This window comes from Nitrospira moscoviensis, assembly GCF_001273775.1.
Classification (GTDB): Bacteria; Nitrospirota; Nitrospiria; order Nitrospirales; family Nitrospiraceae; genus Nitrospira_D; species Nitrospira_D moscoviensis.
In genome coordinates, this window is sequence record NZ_CP011801.1 from 3,765,223 (window position 1) to 3,784,012 (window position 18,790).

Here is an 18,790-nt window from a genome sequence, read left to right on the forward strand (position 1 = left end):
TCAGCGCTCGGCCCTCTCTAACTCGGCCCTTCTTTCATGCCCGACACTCGGCCCTTTCTTACTGTTTGACAGGCAGCAACGCTTTCACCCGCCCTTTGAGCTCCGACAGATGCACCGGCTTATTGACGAACGCCGTCGCACCCGCTCTCGTCGCGTCCGCCTTTGCCCGTTCGTCGGCAAACGCGCTCATGACGATGATCGGGCAATGCGGAGCGAACATCCTCAACCGGCTCACGTACTCGAGGCCGCCGGACGGCATGCGCAGATCGGTGATGATCAAGTCCGGCATGGACTGCAGCATGGCCATAAACGCTTCATCGCCGTCCCGGGCCTCCCGCAACTGGTACCCTTCGTTCCACAGTTCCTCAAACAGCAGATTCCGCATCTCTTCGTCGTCCTCGACGACCAGCACCGTCGGTCTCTTCCAGCTCACAACGTGACGTCCTCCCGTCCCTGCACCGAGGGGAGCAAGCCAGGTGCCATGCCCGGCGGACTGTCCGGCGTCGTTTTTCGACGGTTTCCGCTACGCGGTCGCTTTATGGAGTCCGTGCTGGCGAGAAAGACCCCAGTCATCGGGATTGTGCCTGGCGCGAGATGCCACAGGGGGTGACTGAGAGCTGATGGCTGGCGGCGTATGCCCCCAGGAAAGAGTTGACGCCGTTTCTCGCTCGTCCAGATTCTTGCTATCTGCTGTCGGCCATCGGCTTCTCGCTTTGCGGCAGCAACACCGTGAACGTCGTGCCTTTGCCCACTTCGCTCTCGACCGAGATCGACCCGCCGTGCTCTTCCAGGATGCCCTTCACGACCGTCAACCCCAGGCCGGTGCCTTTGCCGAACTCCTTGGTCGTAAAGAACGGATCGAAGATGTGGGCGGCCACGTCGGGCGGCATGCCGTGCCCGGTGTCCGAGACGGTGAGCCGGACCATGCCGCCGGCCGGCTGCAGGCCGATACGGAGCCGGCCGCCCTCCGGCATCGCATGGACGGCGTTCATGATGAGGTTGATGAGCACCTGATTCATCTGGTCGGCGTCCGCATGGGCCCAAGGGCAGGCGGGGTCCACGGCCGTGTCCACGCGTATCCGGTTGCGGGCCAAACGTTCCTGGAAGATCTCGACACTGGCGTCCACCACGTCTTTGAGATCCAGCGGGCGCCGCTCCGGCGCCCGCCGACGGGCAAAGGACAGGAGCTGATTCATGACTTTGGTAATCCGTTCGACCTGCGCGATGATCGTTTGGAGCCCCTTCTTGACCGGTTCTTCCTTCACCCGCTCCAGCAGATATTCGGCCCGCCCGAGGATCACGTTCATCGGCGTGCCGATTTCATGGGCCATGCCCGAGGCGACCGTGCCGAGCTCCGCGATGCGCTCGGTCTTGCGGAGCTGCTCTTCGAGCCGTTTGCGCTCGCTCACGTCCTGGATCATCGCGACGATGGCCGGCCCCTCTTCATCGACGAAGCGCGCCGCGTCCACCTCGACATCGGCGATCGAGCCGTCCAGCTTCACGATTTGTTCTTCCGCCGCGGGAACGTCCGGTCGCCCTTCCAAGAGCTGGCGGATCCGTTCTTTCATCGCCGTACGGCAGCCGGGATGAAACAGCTCAAGGGGCGACTTGCCCAGGATCTCATCGGCCTTCACCGCGCCGAACAGGCGAAGCCCGGCGTCGTTGATGAAGATGATGCGATCGGCCCGATCGACGAAAATGGCGACGGGTGAGACGGCGATCAACCGCCGGTATCGCTCCTCGCTCTGGCGCATGAGCCGCTCCGCCCGTTTGCGCTCCGTCAGGTCGCGCAGGATGACCGTGTAGAATTTCTTACCCTCCACCGTAATGTGGGAAATCGCCGCTTCCACGGGAAATTCTTCTCCGTCGCGCCGGAGCCCCGTGACCGTACCCAATTCCCCCATCCGCCGGCTCGTCACGCCCGACCGTCCGAACCCCTGGACATGATCCCGGTGGGCCTCCCGAAAGCGGGCGGGGATGAGCTTGTCCAACGGCTGGCCGAGAGCCTCCTTCGCGGGACACCGGAACATGCGCTCGGCCGACTCATTGAACAATAGGATACGCTGCCCTTCATCGACGGTGATGATGGCGTCCATTGCGGACTGGATGATGCCGTCGAGCCGCAACGTGCTGAGGAGCAATTCGCGCGCGGTCTGCGACTCGCGGTGCAGCGCCCCGAGCGCGCTGGCCTCCGCCAGCTCCCGGGCCGCGACGGCGGCGGCCCGGTGCGCCTCGGCTTGCGAGCGGGCGGTCTCCGCGCCGGCCAGCAGCGCCTGCGCCTGCTTCTGCCGAACGGTCAGCCAGGTGAAGACCCACATCACGCCAATACCGAGCAGGCGATTGAGCAGCGCGACCCCGGGATGGATGTCGGTGGGCGACAGCGAGCCGCCCAGCGCCATGAGCAGCGTCACGACGGCGGCGAAGTGATAGGGAGCGCGGGGCGAGGACGAGCGGAGCGTGAGGACGAGGGGAATGAAGTAGAGCAGCCAATCGGCCCAGCCGAGCGGCGTGAAGACGTCGATGAGGAAGACAGCCGCCGTCAGGGCGACCACCGGTCCCGCTTGGACGAGAATCTGTTGCTTCTCGGATAGACTCACGGTGCTCGAGGCGCGGAGAACGGCGCGGGCTAGTGCGACTTGTCTTCTTCGATCTCGCCGAGCTTGCGGTACAGGGTCTTGCGATCGATGCCGAGCGCGTGGGCCGCTTGATATTTGTTGCCGCCCATCTTCTCGAGGATCTTGAGGATGTACTCCCGTTCCACCGCTTCGAGCGGGAGCGTTCGCTCCGCCGCTTCGTCCAGCACGCGGCGATCGCCGCGCGAGCCTTCAATGGCGGGGGGCAGATCTTCCGGGACAATTTTCTCGCCGCGGCTCAGCGTCACGGCCCGTTCGATGATATTTTCCAGCTCGCGGACGTTCCCCGGCCACCCATAATCCATCAGCATGGCCAACGCCGCCTCGCTGACCCCCTTCACCTGCTTGCCGCGGGCCGCGGCGCACTTCTGCAGAAACGCCTCGACCAGCAGGGGGATGTCTTCGCGGCGCTCCCGCAGCGGCGGCAGCTTCAACTCGATGACGTTCAGGCGATAGTACAAGTCGTCGCGGAACCGCTTGGCTTTCACCTCTTCGGCCAGATTCAGATTGGTGGCGGCAATGATGCGGACATCCACGGCGACGGGTTTGTTCGCGCCGACCCGCCGGATTTCTTTTTCTTGGATGGCACGGAGAATCTTGGCCTGGAGCATCACGGGCAGCTCGCTGATCTCGTCGAGAAAGAGCGTGCCCTTTTGCGCCTCCTCGAACAAGCCGCGCTTGTCCATCTTGGCGTCGGTGAAGGAGCCCCGCATATGGCCGAACAGCTCGCTTTCGAGCAGCGGCTCCGGAATGGCGGCGCAGTTCACCGGCACGAAGGGCGCGTCTTTGCGATCGCTATTATAATGGATGGCCTTGGCGACCAGTTCCTTGCCCGTGCCGCTTTCGCCGGTGATCAGCACGTTGGTCGGGCTGTCGGCCACGCGGCGGATCAGATCGAACACGGCTTGCATGGCTTTGCTCTTGCCGAGAATCTGATGGAAGCTGTACTCCTTATGCACCTCCCGGCGTAACCGGCCCACCTCCCGCCGGAGCGCGGTTTCGCGGATGACCCGCTCGGCGACGCGCACGAGCTCTTCCTTCTTCACCGGCTTCGTCAGATAATCGCTGGCTCCGTGCTTCATCGCCTCCACGGCCGTTTCGACGGACCCGAACGCCGTCATGAGGATCACTCCCACATCGGGATAGGCCCGCTTGATCTCACCGAGCAGCTCGAGCCCCTGCATCCCTTTCATCCGAAGATCGGTGAGGACGGCGGCGTAGTCTTCTTCCCCCATGAGTTTCAGCGCTTCCGGCCCGCTCCCGGCCGTGGTCACCTGATGCCCGCGGTCTTTCAGCATGTCGTGCACGAGCTCGCGCATGTCGGCATCGTCGTCGACCACGAGGATGGCGCCCCAGTCTTCCTTCATCCGCATGACCCCAGGCTAGTCTTCCCGCAGCTGCTGGTCAAGAGCCTCTGCCCCAAAATGGGACAGCGCCAGAAGCAGACTGGCGCGGAAGTCGTCAAAAGCGAACTTTGTTGTGAGAATCGAAGATAGTTCTGCAAGGGAGGGACCAAACGAACTGTCCAAGATACAAGATAGGACTCCACCCGTTGCTCATCCTCAAGCCAGTGCTCACCAGGCACCTGCTCCATTCCTGCCCGGTCTCGGCGGCTCGACGGTGCTGCTTCACCCACTTTTCCCGCACAGTGCGACGTGTGCGGGATCGCTCGATTTTCTGGCTTGCAACGACGTAAGTGCTGGAATTTTCGTCGTGGATGATGACGGTACACGCCTTGCTGATTTGAGCTGTTCTATAAGGTGGGCGGAAGGAGCACGACCGTGTGGAACTGGCTGAACCGATGTGGAGACCGAGAACTTCTCTGGGTCATGATTGGCCTTTTCGGGCTAATCGTCTTGGGGATGAGCTGAGCCTCGTCCTACCGTACCGTCACCGTGATCTCGTACAGGCCGGCCGCCCCGTTCTGGGAGGTCCTGTTCGACGGAGGTAGGAACGGAGGTAGGAGCTGTGCCGACAGGCACTGGCTGTACTGGAGCGATCCCTATTTGGCAATCGCGATGGCCGGCGTCGGATACCTCGTCAAGTCGGTTACCGTCATCTGGAAGAGATTCGACAGCACCGCGAAGGCCTCCTGGTTCCAGCTCGGCACCATGCCTTGGCTCACCGGAAATTTTCTGATCGAATAGTAGCGCCCGTCGAACTGGACGGAAAACTCGTACCCATCCGGCGGGGACGCCGATTCTTCGATCTCGAGCGTCTTCGCCGGGTTGCGGATGCCGGCCATCTTCGTGCGAGGATCCGGCGGTACGAGGCTCTCCGGCTCTTCATCGATACTGCGGGCGACGAATCCGAGGATCGCGTTCAAGCTACGGAGCAGGATCGATCCGCGCAGCGGAAACTCTCCGCCGGGGAATCCCGGTCTGACATCCACCAGGATGTAATCCGGCGGATACCGTTGCGCCTCCTCGTGCAGACGCCGCCGCTCCTCATTGGGCAAGCGATTCGGATCGTAGTTGGCGATGAGCAGCCGCCCCACCGCCTTCCGCCGGACCGTATGGACCTTCCCCTCGCCGTCCGCTTCCCAGCGAAACCCCTTTTCGAGCGCCGCCACCACTTCGTCGGGATTCGGCGCGCGATTCGTCCGGACCGCTTGCGATTCCTCAAACAGGACCGGGCCGATATGGAGCTGCCGCTGCTCGTCCAAACTCGCGAGCTGCAACAGACGCTGCCGGAATTCGACGAACCCGTCGCCCTGCGACGGCTGATTGAACAACACTCGCGGGCCCTCTTCCGTCTCGATCGCCATGCCGCGCGCCATGAGCCTCAGCACCATATTGATGTCGTAGCCTTGATGCACGAGGAACTCGAACTTGTCTTCGTCCAGCGGCCGCAATACACGCTTGGTGAACTCTTCGCCGGTGATCGGCACGATCGTGATCGTCGGGTTCTCCGCGACGCTGACGCCATATTCGAGGTTGATCGGCCGATCGACCGCATCCGTCGCTGACCCGAGCCCGCCTCGAATCCCCGCGCTGGTGCGAAAGTCGAATGTCGCCGCCACGCTCGACACGGCGGTGAAGTGCACGGGCCGATGATGCCGTGCTCGCGCGATGTTCAACAGCAGGAGATCCGCCTCCACATAACTCACCGTGCGATCGTATTCGATCACCGCCCGATGCATGGCAATGGGAGAGAGACAGCCGGAGAGACTGCTTGTTCCGAGGACCGCCGCCAGAATCGCTCGACACGCATCACGCTTCACGTTTCACGCTTCACGATTAAATCCCGGCGTACCATTCATACCCCTGATCTTCCCAGTAGCCGCCTTTGCCTCCGCCGATGCCGGTCAATGATTCGACCAACTCGATTCGCTCCACGTACTTGGCCTGCTTGTAGCCGAGCTGCCGTTCGAAGCGCAGGCGCAGCGGCGCACCGTGCGCAATATCCAGCGGTCTGCCGTTCAGCTCATAGGCGAGCAGCGTTTGCGGATGATAGCAATCGGCCACCGCCATGCTCTCGTAATACGCCACCCCTTCATCATCCACGTCGGCACAATGGAAGACCGCGTATCTGGCATTGTGCAGCGGTTGGACCTTGCGCAGCAGGTCGCCCAGCGGCGCCCCGGTCCACTGGCCGATGGCGCTCCAACCTTCCACGCAATCGTGCCGGGTGATCTGCGTGCGCGCCGGCATCTCTTTGATCGCGGCGAGCGAGAAGGCCATCGGAGTCGCCACGAGACCGTCGATCATCACGGTCCAGTCGGCAAAGTCGTTCCGTGCCTTCTCGTGGTAGTCCCGAGTGCCCGGATCGGTATTGCCGTTGGCCGGAAATACAGGTGAAATATCCGCCTGGCCGTATTCCTTGGCCAGGGCAGCGGGCGGGGTGACCGCCCGCTGGACCAGTTCCGTCAGCGTCTCCGCTTTGTTCAGCAGGCCGGGGAACCAACTGCTCTGCGTCAAAGTGTCGCAGCCAGCGAGCCCGACGACACTCGCGGCGCCCATGGCGCCTTTCAAGAATGCCCGCCGCTTCATGGCCGGCTCATGCTTCATGGTTGCACCCCTTCGTGCTTCACGGCGACATATCCCGTGACCATCGACCGGATGTTGTTGAAGAACCCCGTCAGGATGACCTGTGAGACATGGACCACGATGAATCCGACGAATGAGACACATGCAATGAAGTGAATGGTGCGCGCCGCCTGTCTGCCGCCGAACATGGTCAAGAGCCAGGGGAACGCGGTGTCGATGGTCGGCGACATGGTAAGCCCGGTCAGCACGATGAGCGGTGCCAGACCGAAGATGACGCTCATGTAGGCGAGTTTTTGCAGCACGTTGTAGCGCGTCGCCTTCTCTCCATTCGGGTGGCGGAGGACGATGTGATCCTTCACCGCCTGGGGAATTTTTTTCAGATCTTGACCGGTGGGCAACAGATCCCTCTTGAAATGCCGGCTGACGATTCCGTACGCCGCGAAGATCACCCCATTGATCACGAACAGCCAGGCGAAGAAGAGATGCCACTGCCGTCCCATGGCGAGCCAACGGGCGCTCGGAATCGTGGCCCAGGCCGGGAAAGCGCGACCCACGCCATCTGAGTAACCAAGGACGCCCGTCGTATCGAACTCACGGCCGAGTATCGTTGTCACACCTCGCACATCACCGTTGTCCGCCCTCACCGGACGGATCGAGAGCAACGGCCTGTCGCGATCCGACCGGTCGCCCCAATAGAGCGCCGGATGGGCGTTGAAGATCTGCAACCCGCTGCCGATCAAAATGAAGAGGCAGACGACGTTCAACCAGTGACCGATACGGACCGGGAGCCGATGGCGATAGACACGTTCGGCTTGTGCAGCAACGACAGGAGGCGCTGGATTGAGCGGCACGGCGAGAGAAGATGCCCGCTCAGCCTTATGCGACCTTTCCACTGATGGGGACGCGATTTCGGTCGCTTGTGCCATAGCTATCCTCCGGTTAATGGCGAAGCTTCTGGAGATCTGTCTGCTCCACCGGTGCTTTCTTACGAAGCTCGATGGAGAGAGAGCAATAGACTCGTGAGAAGTAGGAGGGACAGACAACTTCGTTGGAATCGGATGCGGAGTGTTACTTGTAGGTCTGTTCGTCGCGTTTGGCGAGCTTCAGGAGAATGACCTTTTTTTGCGGCTTATCGATATCGTAGAGCACACGGTAGGGTCCGACGCGCACACGATATTCAGCGGTGAAGTGGGAGACGATGAGCTGACCCGTGAGCTTCTTCACACGCTTGCCTTCGGGCTTCGGATTCGCCGCGAGCGCTCGGACGGCATTGACGATGGCTTCTCTGTAGTCGGCGGGAATCTTGGTGAGAGATCGCTGAAACTCGCGTTCGACCCGTTCACTGGGGAAGACCAGCTCGTACGCCAACTAGAGTCCCATCTTCTTGAAGAGTCGTTCAGCGGGCACCGCCTTCCCCTGCGCATACTCGGCCCGTGCACGCTCGATTTCCCCGAGTAGCTTGGTATTCTTAAGGTCGTCGAGCGTTTCCAGCAGGTCCAGCATATCCTCGTACGGCACGAGAAACGAGACAGGCTTCCCATGTGAAAGGACCATCGAAGGCGATTTCGAGCGGATCAGCTTGGATAGCTGCGCCTGCGCTTCCCGCACATTGACTGGTTTCGCCTTTCGCAGCAAGTTTGTCGCGCTCATGCTAGTGCTCCATGTGCATTGCAGTTGTACAGACAATAGCAGCTCTGGAGACCTTGCCGCAAGTTCCATCGAAGCAAAAGACCTCTTCTGACATGAGTCCGTGAACGCTTGTGTGATCGGCATTCCTCCAGTCTGACCAAGGTCGCTCCGGACATCCGGTCCCTTGGCCGGTGGTTTCTTACAAGGACGACAGGGAGGTGCTAATAGGTGACGTGGAAACTGTGGCGGACTTCAGGCCAGTGCTGATCGGCCTTCTTCACATAACTCGGGATATCGAGCACCCACAGGGCGCGAACCGTCCCGTTGTAGTTCAGATACAGCTTGTCGCCGACGACGGTGAAAGCGGCCGGATCAGTGGCCGCTTTGTATCCCTTCGCCATGCCGTAGGCACAGAAGCCGCCGTACTGCGGGGCGAATTTCTCCGGGTGCTCAAGAAAGGCATCCCGATTCGCTGCAGACGCAAACAGAAACACGGCCCCTTTGTACTCCGCGCGATAGTGGCCGAGCCCTTTGACCGCTTTCATCTCAGTGAAGTACGCCACCGTGTCATAGCCGTTGATCGCGATCCCATCCTTCTCAAAAACCTCACCGGCAAAAGTCGGTGATGCCAACGCAACGGAGAGCAGCATCACGGCACACGCCAGCACTCGATGATGCTTCATCATGACCTCCAACAGACATCAGTCGTACGCCACATTCACATACACTTTGATCGCGCTCTTCTCCATCGTCAGCGTCCGCATCATCTCTTGATAGCGTTCCAGTCCGTTGACCGGATGGGTCAGCAGCTTCGGGAGCCAGCCGGGGAATTCGAGTTGGGCTCTGGCGAAGTCGTACACGCCCGCTTCGAAGTATTCGCGGTTGGCGTTCACCGTGCCGACGACGAGCTTATTGCCGAGCACGAAATCCAAGTTGATTTTGTCCGCGGGGATGGGATGTTGCCGGTCCCCACCCGTCACGCTGGCGAGGACCAGCACGCCGTTCTTGCCGAGCGACTCCATCGCTTCGAAGACGACCGGCGAATAGCCGGTGGCTTCGAACATCAGATCGAACGGGCCATAGCGTTTGGCCGCTTCTCTGATGGACAGGTCATCGGTCGAGATGTAGCGGACGCCTAGATGGGCAAGCAGATCGAGATTGCGGGACGGACCGGTCTGTTTGCCGAAACTGGTCACGTCGAGGCCCTTCATTTTCAGCGAGAGCGCCGCCAGGAGTCCCACCGTGCCGGCGCCCAAGACCGCCGCTTTCTTCGGCCGCCAGATCTTGAACCGACGCTGGGCCTCGTAGGCCTGGATGATGCCTTTCTCAATGATCGAAGTGGGCTCGAGCAACACGGCGACGTCTTTGAGGCCTCTCGGAATCTTCACCAGATATTCGGGATCGTCGACAAAGAGTTCGGTGAGATAGCCGTGACGAAGATTGATGCCGCGCTCGTAATACGTGTCCTCCAACGTCATGTCGTATTGGCCGACCTGGTCGTAAAAGCTTCCGCCGGGCCGGCGGACCGTCGGCACGACGTAGTCGCCCGCGGCAAATTCCGTGACGTTGGGGCCGACTTCCACCACCCGCCCGACACACTCATGGCCGATGACCAGAAAGTCATATCCCGGCGGCGCCTGCCCGTACTCGGCGGCGTTGATTTCCTTATCCGTGCCGTCCAGCCCGACGCGCAGGACTTGGACCAGCACGCCCCGTCCGTTCGGAATCTCGTGAACCGACGGCTTGGGCAATTCACCCAAGTGAATGGAGTCGGGCTTTCCGGGAATGACTGCGACGGCTTTCATGGTGTGTCTCCCTCCTCCGGTCAGGCGAACCGGGCCATTCCCAGCTTCGCCAGGCTTTCGTGCTTGTGCACCCGCTCGTCGTAGCCGATCTGGCGGACGACGTCGGCCATCGTGGCGAAGTCGCCGTAGTCCTTCCTGAACAGGCTCTCGAACGGGACCTGCTCCAACTCGGGATGCTCGCGGGCGAACAGCATATATTCGTGCTCCGCATGGGTTTCGAAATCGACGTTGAGCCGGTAGCTCCATTCCGGCTTCACGACATAGAGCACCCAGCTCATCTGGTAATAGAAGAAGGCGATGACTTGGGGCGCCACCCGATGCAGGAGAAAGCTTTCGGCAATGTTGTGCCGGTGGATCCATTCTTCAAGAATCAGCAGATGCCACTGTTCGTTGTCCTGCTGGCGGCGGCTCTCGCGCACCCGATCGAAGACGCGCCTGGCGAAGTCCTCGTGTTCGTAGTGCTGGGTAATGGCGATATACGCGACATGCTCCCACGCTTGATACGGCACACGGGCGATCACTTCCAGCACTTTGAACTTGCTCCAGCTCCGGGCGCGGCCGTAGAGCAGATCCATGACGGCAAAGAGCATCGTGGCCAAGAGGCCGTAGCGCGGCTCCGGCGCGGCCAGCGTCTTCGCCTGCTCGATCCGCAACTCTTCCGCGCTCAACATGGTCATGGTCGCCGACTCGTGCATGGTCCTGTAGTCGGACTGAGTCTCCGCCTCTTACAGCGATCACGACGGACGGCTCACTGAGCTGAATGCGCAGCGAAGCGCCGGCGCAAGCGGAGTCGATCGATGGGTGATGGATACATGGGCGGCAGCTGCGTCAGGACTTTCCGGACGAGCGCGAGGTGCGTGAAGTAGGCGCGGCAACCGGCGCACGAGGCCACGTGCAAGGCGATGCGAAGATCGGTCGGGATCGGGACACGTCCCTCCAGATAATCGGACGCCCCCGCAGCAACCTCCCGGCAGGTGAGCCCGCTGACAATCCAGGTGGACGGGTGGTCTTTCATGGAGGACCCTCCGAAGACGGCGTCACCTGTCGGTCTTCTCACAGGAATCGTTCTTACAGGATGACGGGCGCTCAGGTCTCGGTAGGCGGGCGCTTCTGGCTCGCGGCGAACGCCTGCCGTAATCGGTCGCGCTGCGCCGGCTCTGCCCCGACTCCCGGCAACAATGGCAGCAGATCGCGAACGGCGGCGATTTGTCTCACATAGGCGTCGCAGCCGGCGCAGGCCGCCAGATGCAGCGCCATGCGGACTTTCGCGGCGTCATCCAGATGTTGATCGATGTACGCCGAGGTCCACGCGGCCACTTCCCGGCAGGTAATCTCGCCGGCAGCCGGTTCGGGCTGATCGTGAGGCATGAAGTCCTTGGCTCCTGGGTTGTTGCCAGTATGTCGGCCTCCACCATGCTTTCTTACACCGCCTGCGTTCGCCCCTCAAGATAGGCTTCCACGGCTTGGCGAACCCGCTCCCTTGCCCGATGGAGGGGGACGTACAAGTTGGTTTCGGTGATCTTGAGCAACACGCAGACCTCTTCGGAGGCCATGCCTTCGATGTCGCGCATAATCAGCACGTTCTTCAACGTAGGGGGCAAGGCCTCGATCGCCTTGTTCATCGCCGTGACGGCCTGATGCGACGCCAGCAGCTTTTCCGGCGTCTGGTCGTCCCAGGGCTGCGGCGGGAACGCCCAATGGCCGGCCCATTCGCCGGACTGCTGGAACCTCGACGGGTCGATCGCTTCCTCACCGTCGTCGCAGGAGTCATACGCCGAGAAGGTCGTGTGGCGCTTCTCGCGGATACCCCGATCCTTGGCCTTGTGAATCAGAATCCCGAAAATCCATGTCCGCAACGAGGAGCGGCCCTCGAAACGCGCGAGCCCCTCAATCACCGCCATCCAGGTGTCCTGAACGACTTCTTCCGCCGCCTCCCGGCTGGCCACATGGCCCATCGCCATCCGAATCAGCGCGCCGTGATGCCGGTTCACCAATTCGTCGAACGCGCCTTCCTCGCCGGCCTGCAGCCGGGCGAGCAACGCGTCGTCGCCCGGGGCCAGACCCGGCTTGGCGGCCTGCGACTCGACCGCACTGGGTGCGGCGCGGCGTCCCATGGATTCCGTATACGACGTGGCAACTGAACTCATGACCGACCTCCTGTCTGCAGCAACTCCGTCACAAAGTCTGGAGCGCCGATAAGGGTGACTTCGTGGAGAGGCAGGTTTCTCAAGACCTCGACTGCCCGTGCATCCAGAAAACTGACCGCGGCGCAATCCAACAGCAGCCGCTTCCCATGGCGCAGGAACGCCCGGCACTCGCCCTCCAACAAGGCCGCCCATTGGTCCGTCACTTTGCCTTCCAGCTTCAGCACGACGGTCGATTGCGTTTCTTCCAGCTTCGTGATCTTCAACATCCGGTGCCCCTCTCGTTTGCGTGATGCCTGACCTATCAGCAACGGCAGTGCCATGCGCGACGCGGCGCGGTGACGTCGAGGCAAGCGCTGGAGACTGAAGCAGTTTCAGCACGTTCGGGAGGAAAGAGGCGAGCCGAAAGGAGGCGGAATCACAGAAGCCGTTCCCAATATATTGGGACGGTCCCAACATATTGGGATAAAGGACTGCGGGTACAGCTTATGGAAGGAGAGTGCGCGAAGAGGCCGTCTTCACGTCAGGGGCCTCTGAATGCCAAGCTTCTTCATGCGGGCTTCGAGGGTGGTGGGGTTGAGTCCGAGGATTCTCGCGGCGCCCTTCTCGCCGCTGACGCGCCAGTTAGTCTGGATGAGCACGTGGATGATGTGTGCGCGCTCCATCTCCTCTAGCGTCGCAGGCGGGCCGGCGCCGGACGCAGTGGCGCTTTTCGGCATCCAGTCGCCGAGCTCGAGCGCCGGCCCCTGACTGAGGATGACGGCGCGCTCGATCACGTGCTCGAGCTCGCGGATGTTCCCGGGCCAGCCGTAGCTCTTCAACGACTCCATCGCTTTGGCGGGGACGGATTCGATCTTCTTGCCCATCGCGGTGGAGAACTTCTTCACGAAGTAGGAGACCAGTAACGGAATGTCCTGCACCCGGTCGCGGAGCGCCGGCGAGCGGATCGGAAACACGTTGAGCCGGTAATACAGATCCGAGCGGAACCGGCCTTCACGCACTTCCTTCTCGAGATCGCGGTTGGTCGCAGCGATGACGCGCACATTGACCTTTAACGTCCTCGTGCTGCCCAGCCGCTCGAACTCGCCTTCCTGCAACACGCGCAACAGCTTGGTCTGCAGCTCCAGCGGAATTTCACCGACTTCGTCCAGAAAGATCGTGGCCTTGTCCGCCAATTCGAAGCGGCCAACCTTGCGGGCCAGCGCACCGGTGAAGGCGCCTTTTTCATGTCCGAACAGCTCGCTCTCGATCAAACCCGCCGGGATGGCCGCGCAGTTCACTTTGACCAGCACGCCGTCCTTCCTGGTGCTCAGATTGTGGATAGCCCGCGCGATCAGTTCCTTGCCGGTGCCGGTTTCGCCGGTGACGAGGACCGTGGCGTCCGTCGCCGCGACTTTCTCGACGGCCTGCAGGACTTTCTTGATCGCCGGCGAGGTGCCGATGATCTCCTCGAAATTGTGGACCGTCTTGATCTCTTCCTGGAGATACAGGTTCGCAGCCTCCAGCCGGGCCTTCTCCTGCTCCATCAACACCTGCTCCGTGATGTCGAGAAACATCGTGCGGGTGTAGGCTCCGCTCGGATCGGGGCGGGACCACCACTTGATCCAGAGCGGTTTGCCGTTGTCCTTTCTCCGCAGTTCGAGGATCACCCCGCTCGTATCGATGCCCTTGCCGATGGACGCAAGCGCCTCCTTCAAACGCCGCTGAGCCTCGGGCGTATCAGGAATGAACGTCCGCCCGTAGGTGCCGTCGATCTCGTCCGGTGTAATGCCGAGGCTCTTCATGGCGGTCTTGTTCGCACGGATGAAGCGCGTATCGATCCCTTCGTGCACGTAGGCGATCGGCGCTTCCTCGAACAGATCACGCAACCGCTCCTCGTTCTCCCGTAAGCGGGCCTCCATATGCATGCGTTCCAGCTCGGCACCGGCTCGGGCCCCGAAAATTTTGAAGACCGAATGGTCGAGCTGCTCGAACTCCATCCGCTTGGTGTCCATGACGGCCAGATGACCCAACACCCCTCCGCCCGCGCTGGTGACCGGAATCGCCAGATAGCTCCGCACGCCGAGTTCTTCGAGCTCCCGCTTGTGGTGAGGAAAACGGTCCGCCACCCCGTCGGCGCAATGGTAGAGCTCTCCGGCCAGCACCTTCTCGCACGGCGTGCCGGCGATCGCGTAGTCGAAATTGTCCTCGAAACGGTCGCCGGCCCAGAAGGCCAGCGTGCGCACCCTCGTACGGTCCACGCAAAACTCGGAGACGAAGGCATAGGTCACGGACAGCGCGGTCGCCAGGTTCTTGACGAGCAACCGGAAAAAATCCGGTCCTACTGCGGGAGCCGTGCCCTCCGAGATGGCGCGCAGCGTCGTCTCACGCTCCTTGAGCGAGCGCTCCATGACCTGCCGATAGATCTCGACGCCGGCGCGCTCGCCGAACAGCTGGAACACCTCGATCTCCTCCGGCGCGAGCAGCATGGGCTTGGTGTCCATCGCCGCCAGATGCCCCAGCACCGTGCCGCGGGGATCTTTCAGCGGAACGGCCAGGTAACTCGTCACCCCGAGCGTCACCAGCTCACTGTCGCGGGGGAACAGCGTTTGGACGCCTTGCGCATAGTGGCAGGTTTCGCCGGCGATCACGTTGGTACAGGGCGTGCCTTCCAGATCGTATTCCATCGGATCGACATACCCGTCGCCGTTCCAGAACGCGAGCGTGCGGATGCGGGCGCCGGGAAGGAGGAAGCCGACAAAGGCGTAGCGAATACCGAGCGCGGCCGAGACTTGCTTGACCAGCTCGCGCAGAAAGTCCCCGCCGGTCGACGAGATCGTGCCCTTCACCAGCGCGCGGAGGAATTCATCGGCTTGTCGGCGGGCTTGCGGGGCGTCGTGCTGATCGCCCGGTGAGGCGGCGTCCTGTCCCATGCATGCCTTTCGTCGAGGCCGGCCTAGGAGAACTCCTGATGGAGCGGCGCAGAGTCGAGGGAGCGAAGCCTAGCATCCTTCGCCGAAGCGGAGCAAGCGCAAGTCCCTACGGCGAGACGATCCGCAGGACATGACCGTCCGGATCGCGGACAAGGAACCCTTTGGCGAACCCCAACGTCCGGTCCGGCACCGTGACCACCGACGACGACACCAACTGCGCCGTTGAAGCTTCCAATGCCGCGGCGGCGGCCTCCGCATCCGGCACGACCAGAGTGGTCTGCCAATGCCAGAGATCGGTCGATCGGGTATCGGCAGGCATCGGCCGGCCGGCCGCCGGCAGCTCATACTCCAGAAATTCCAGGCCAGGAGGTCCCATCTTCGGAGCGAGGCCGGTGACGCGGGTACGGGCTCCCGGCAAACTGTCCAGATATTGCTGCGTCGCCCCCATATTGAGCGTACCCCCGGCAACCGCCATTCCTAATAGATCGCGGTAGAACTTGGCGCTGCTCTCCGTGCTGCGCACCGTCATGGCCGTATGGTCGATACCCATAAAGAGGTTGGAGCCCGGCTGTCTCCATACCTCGTTCCCTTTGTCCGGAGGAAACCAGAGGAGTTCCAGATTGTGGCCGTCCGGGTCGCGAAACTTGATCGCCTTGATCCCGGCGGCGGGCGGATTGGTCACGGGAATCGTCTGCGGCCTCGGAGAGATTTGGCGGACGTGGTGCTCGCGCAGCCGTGCCCACGCGGTCTCCATGTCACGCACGACGATGGCAACATGCTGGAACCACAAGTCGTGGCTGTAAGAGGGCACCGGGATCGGCCTGGCGTCGGGCGGCGCAAGAAACTGCGTCAGCTCGATCTGCTGCTCGCCCAGCTGCATGCGAGCGACGCGCGCCCTGACACCGAAGACGCCATAAAGCTGGTCGTAGACCGGCCCGTCCACCTCGATATCGCTGATCGTCTTGAATGTGAGCACGTCGCGATAGAAGGCGATCGACCGCTCCATATCCGAAACCGTGAACCCCACGGCGGCGATGGATTGAACGGCGACGGGCGGCTCCGCTTGCGCGAGTGATGAGTGATGGGTGATGAGTGATGTGCAAATAATAGCGGCTAGGAACCAACTCACTCTCGAAAGTCTACCCATCACACATCACCCTTCACTGATCACCTGAGCCGGTCGAGTAGATGCTCGCCGACTCGAAGCGCGTTTGCAATGATCGTCAGCGACGGGTTCACCGCCGAGCTGGAGACGAAGAAGCTCGCATCGACCACATAGAGATTGTCCAGATCGTGAGTCTTGCAGTGCTCGTCGAGCACGCTCGTCTTGGGATCGCGGCCGAAGCGGACCGTGCCGCATTGATGTGCCGTTCCGGCGATGGGAATCTTCTTTCCAAGATACACATGCTGTGGAATCAGGCGGTCCGCCTCGCAGCCGAGCCGGTTCAGCATGCTCTTCAATTTGGCCGCCAGCCGCCGGTGAGCATCGAGGTTGTTCTCGGTGTAGTGCAGGCTGATCCCGCCGTCGTTGTTCACCAGCACCCGATTGTCTGGATCGGGCAAGTCCTCGGAGGTCATCCAGAAGTCGAGCGAATGCTTCGCCAGCACGTCCAGCGCCAATCCGGGCGCAAAGGCCGGCGCCCCCGTCCGCAGCATGTCGAGATCCTGCTTGCCGACCATCGAGATGTGGCCCATGGGATAGTCCCATTCGGCGGAGCCGAAATAGAAATCGTTGAGCCCGATCGTCTTTTGGAAGACGGTCGGATTCGGCCGCTTCGAGATCGCGAGCATCGCCGAGTTGTTGTGGCACATATAATTCCGCCCGACCATATCGGATGAGTTCGCCAGGCCGTGGGGATGCCGGTCGTTGGCGGACTTCAAGAGCAACGCCGCCGAGTTGATCGCCCCGGCCGAGACCACGATGATGTCCGCTTTATAGGTCTCTGTTTCGCCATTCCGTTCAACGACCACTCCCGTCACCTCATGCCCCGCGCCATCGGTCTCCAGCCTCGTGACCTTGGCCTGCGTCAGCAGCGTCACGTTGGGATATCGCAACGCCGGCTCGACGCAGACGGCCTGCGCATCCGCCTTGGCGCCGAGCAAGCAAGGGAATCCATCGCAGGTGCTGCAGCGAATACAGGGGCTATGGTCTTTCCGTTCTTCATCGAGCATGACGCCGACCGGCAGGTGGAACGGGTGATAGCCCATCCGTTGCCAGTCGTCGTGCAGTTCTTGAATACGCGGTTCGTGCGTCAGCGGTGCATACTTGTACTGCGCGCTCGCCGGTCCCTCCGTGGGATCTTCTCCATGTTTTCCATGCACGTGATAAAGATGTTCGGCTTGGGTGTAATAGGGTTCGAGGTCTTCGTAGCAGATCGGCCACTCCGGCGAGATACCCCCATCGTGTTTCACCTCGCCGAAATCCTGTGGCCGCATCCGCAGCAGCGCCGCGCCGTAGACCTTGGAATTGCCACCGACGTTGTAATGGATGCCGGGATGGAAGGGCCGGCCGTGCTTATCCCGCCATGTCTCCTTCGCCTTGTACCGGTTTTCGATAAAGACCGTCCGGCTGTTCCAGTTCTCCTTCTCACGCGGCAAGTAACCGCCGCGTTCCAGCAACAGGATCTTCTTCCCCGACGGTGCCAGCTTGTAGGCCAGCGTCCCCCCGCCTGGACCGGTACCGATGATGATCACATCATAGTGAGTGGACGTAGACACGGGAGACCTCCCTGTGCTGGAAGGTAGTCGGCTAACAGGGACGCGCCTTACAGGCAGCCGGGCATGTTAGCCGAAGAGCGCCGAACTAGGTGGGGAGAGTGATGAGATCGCAATGACCGGCGATTCTGAGGAAGTCTTTGTCAGCGGTGAGCAGCGGAAACCCATGCTGGCAACAAGCCGCCGCAATGAGGAAATCGATCGGACCGGCATTGAGTCCTCTTGCGCGACAGACGGCTCGTAGACGAGCGGCAGCCACATAGGTCTGCCGGTCCACATCAAGCAATGGGTACGGCTCGAGGAGCGTGAGCAACCGGTCGAATTGTTTCGTGGACTTGAGGCCGTCGAGCAGTTCTTGGAGGATATGGCCGATCAGAAAGAGCCCGTCGCCTGATTCAAGATGCCCGCGAAAAGCACGGACGTATGGGTCATCTTCGTTGACGTGTGGTCGCCGCAACACCAGAGACCACACAGACGTATCAACGACCAGATTCACGGTCGCGACGGTCTTTCTTGTAATTCCACCCTTCCCGGAACTCAATCGTACCGAGAGCCTTTAGAATCTTCCGTTGTTGGCGACGCTGGATGAATTCGGTCAGGGCTTGCGTGACGGTTTCCTTCTTCGTGCGCAACTTTCCGGCTCGCCGGGCACGCTCCAACAGGGCATCATCAATGGCCAGATTGGTCGCCATACGAACCTCCATGTGTAATGGCTACACATAGAGTACGCGGGGCCTGTGGATCTGTCAAACATCACCGACGGCGCACCGCTTCCGCATCGTCTCTGCCGTCGACCGAAAGTCTCGCGCTATTCACCTGATGGCCGTAGGTCTCACGTCATGTGTACGAAGAGCTGACCGCTCGATTGCAACGAACAGCTCGAGCAATGACCAACGGCTCCCATGATTTCGTTTCCATGACTTCCTAAAATCTCCTATCCCATATCGGAGCCGGTCTAGTTCC

20 protein-coding genes are annotated in these 18,790 nt (G+C 61.5%); all 20 read right to left on the reverse strand.

The genetic code is table 11. From position 1 onward, the window contains the following. Positions 1 to 58 precede the first annotated feature (58 nt). Positions 59 to 433 (reverse strand): response regulator transcription factor, encoded by a 375-nt coding sequence (locus NITMOv2_RS18325; protein WP_053381246.1) that lies wholly within the window; start codon positions 431 to 433, stop codon positions 59 to 61. Positions 434 to 683: 250 nt separating this feature from the next. After that, positions 684 to 2,597 (reverse strand): PAS domain-containing sensor histidine kinase, encoded by a 1,914-nt coding sequence (locus tag NITMOv2_RS18330; protein ID WP_053381247.1) that lies wholly within the window; start codon positions 2,595 to 2,597, stop codon positions 684 to 686. 29 nt (positions 2,598 to 2,626) lie between these two features. Next, positions 2,627 to 4,000, reverse strand: a complete 1,374-nt coding sequence (locus NITMOv2_RS18335) for a sigma-54-dependent transcriptional regulator (RefSeq protein ID WP_053382150.1) — start codon at positions 3,998 to 4,000, stop codon at positions 2,627 to 2,629. Between the two features lie 635 nt (positions 4,001 to 4,635). After that, complete coding sequence (locus tag NITMOv2_RS18340; RefSeq protein ID WP_145976422.1) at positions 4,636 to 5,856, reverse strand: hypothetical protein; 1,221 nt, start codon at positions 5,854 to 5,856, stop codon at positions 4,636 to 4,638. Positions 5,857 to 5,872: 16 nt separating this feature from the next. Then, entirely contained in the window at positions 5,873 to 6,643 is a 771-nt protein-coding gene (locus tag NITMOv2_RS18345) for a molybdopterin-dependent oxidoreductase (RefSeq protein ID WP_053381249.1), read from the reverse strand. Continuing rightward, positions 6,640 to 7,548 carry a cytochrome b/b6 domain-containing protein gene (locus tag NITMOv2_RS18350; RefSeq protein WP_083448179.1) on the reverse strand — a complete coding sequence of 303 codons (909 nt, stop codon included), beginning with the start codon at positions 7,546 to 7,548 and terminating at the stop codon, positions 6,640 to 6,642. Before NITMOv2_RS18350 ends, NITMOv2_RS18345 begins: the two co-directional genes overlap by 4 nt. Before the next feature lie 142 nt (positions 7,549 to 7,690). Further along, positions 7,691 to 7,990 (reverse strand): type II toxin-antitoxin system RelE family toxin, encoded by a 300-nt coding sequence (locus tag NITMOv2_RS18355; protein ID WP_053381250.1) that lies wholly within the window; start codon positions 7,988 to 7,990, stop codon positions 7,691 to 7,693. After that, positions 7,991 to 8,272 carry a type II toxin-antitoxin system Phd/YefM family antitoxin gene (locus NITMOv2_RS18360; RefSeq protein WP_053381251.1) on the reverse strand — a complete coding sequence of 94 codons (282 nt, stop codon included), beginning with the start codon at positions 8,270 to 8,272 and terminating at the stop codon, positions 7,991 to 7,993. Positions 8,273 to 8,472: 200 nt separating this feature from the next. Next, positions 8,473 to 8,937 (reverse strand): YHS domain-containing (seleno)protein, encoded by a 465-nt coding sequence (locus NITMOv2_RS18365; RefSeq protein WP_053381252.1) that lies wholly within the window; start codon positions 8,935 to 8,937, stop codon positions 8,473 to 8,475. Between the two features lie 15 nt (positions 8,938 to 8,952). Further along, positions 8,953 to 10,056, reverse strand: coding sequence for a glucose 1-dehydrogenase (locus NITMOv2_RS18370; protein ID WP_053381253.1), 1,104 nt, complete (start codon positions 10,054 to 10,056; stop codon positions 8,953 to 8,955). Positions 10,057 to 10,076: 20 nt separating this feature from the next. Continuing rightward, complete coding sequence (locus tag NITMOv2_RS18375) at positions 10,077 to 10,733, reverse strand: alternative oxidase (RefSeq protein ID WP_187299263.1); 657 nt, start codon at positions 10,731 to 10,733, stop codon at positions 10,077 to 10,079. Positions 10,734 to 10,804: 71 nt separating this feature from the next. Next, the gene (locus NITMOv2_RS18380; protein ID WP_053381255.1) at positions 10,805 to 11,071 is read right to left on the reverse strand and encodes a zf-HC2 domain-containing protein; all 267 of its coding nucleotides are present in this window, start codon (positions 11,069 to 11,071) and stop codon (positions 10,805 to 10,807) included. Between the two features lie 71 nt (positions 11,072 to 11,142). After that, complete coding sequence (locus tag NITMOv2_RS18385; protein WP_053381256.1) at positions 11,143 to 11,424, reverse strand: zf-HC2 domain-containing protein; 282 nt, start codon at positions 11,422 to 11,424, stop codon at positions 11,143 to 11,145. Between the two features lie 53 nt (positions 11,425 to 11,477). After that, positions 11,478 to 12,203, reverse strand: coding sequence for an RNA polymerase sigma factor (locus NITMOv2_RS18390; RefSeq protein ID WP_202967261.1), 726 nt, complete (start codon positions 12,201 to 12,203; stop codon positions 11,478 to 11,480). Continuing rightward, a complete protein-coding gene (locus NITMOv2_RS18395; protein WP_053381257.1) occupies positions 12,200 to 12,469 on the reverse strand; it encodes an STAS domain-containing protein in 270 nt (89 codons plus the stop codon). The genes NITMOv2_RS18390 and NITMOv2_RS18395 overlap by 4 nt, the downstream gene beginning before the upstream one ends. Before the next feature lie 249 nt (positions 12,470 to 12,718). Beyond that, on the reverse strand, positions 12,719 to 15,112 hold the full coding sequence (locus NITMOv2_RS18400; RefSeq protein WP_083448180.1) for a sigma-54-dependent Fis family transcriptional regulator: 2,394 nt from the start codon (positions 15,110 to 15,112) through the stop codon (positions 12,719 to 12,721). A gap of 106 nt (positions 15,113 to 15,218) precedes the next feature. Beyond that, positions 15,219 to 16,259, reverse strand: a complete 1,041-nt coding sequence (locus tag NITMOv2_RS18405) for a VOC family protein (RefSeq protein WP_053381258.1) — start codon at positions 16,257 to 16,259, stop codon at positions 15,219 to 15,221. 20 nt (positions 16,260 to 16,279) lie between these two features. Next, entirely contained in the window at positions 16,280 to 17,830 is a 1,551-nt protein-coding gene (locus tag NITMOv2_RS18410; protein WP_053381259.1) for an FAD-dependent oxidoreductase, read from the reverse strand. An 85-nt stretch (positions 17,831 to 17,915) separates the two neighbouring features. Then, positions 17,916 to 18,287 (reverse strand): PIN domain-containing protein, encoded by a 372-nt coding sequence (locus tag NITMOv2_RS18415; RefSeq protein WP_187299264.1) that lies wholly within the window; start codon positions 18,285 to 18,287, stop codon positions 17,916 to 17,918. Between the two features lie 19 nt (positions 18,288 to 18,306). Next, a complete protein-coding gene (locus NITMOv2_RS18420; protein ID WP_053381261.1) occupies positions 18,307 to 18,519 on the reverse strand; it encodes a type II toxin-antitoxin system VapB family antitoxin in 213 nt (70 codons plus the stop codon). Positions 18,520 to 18,790: the final 271 nt, after the last annotated feature.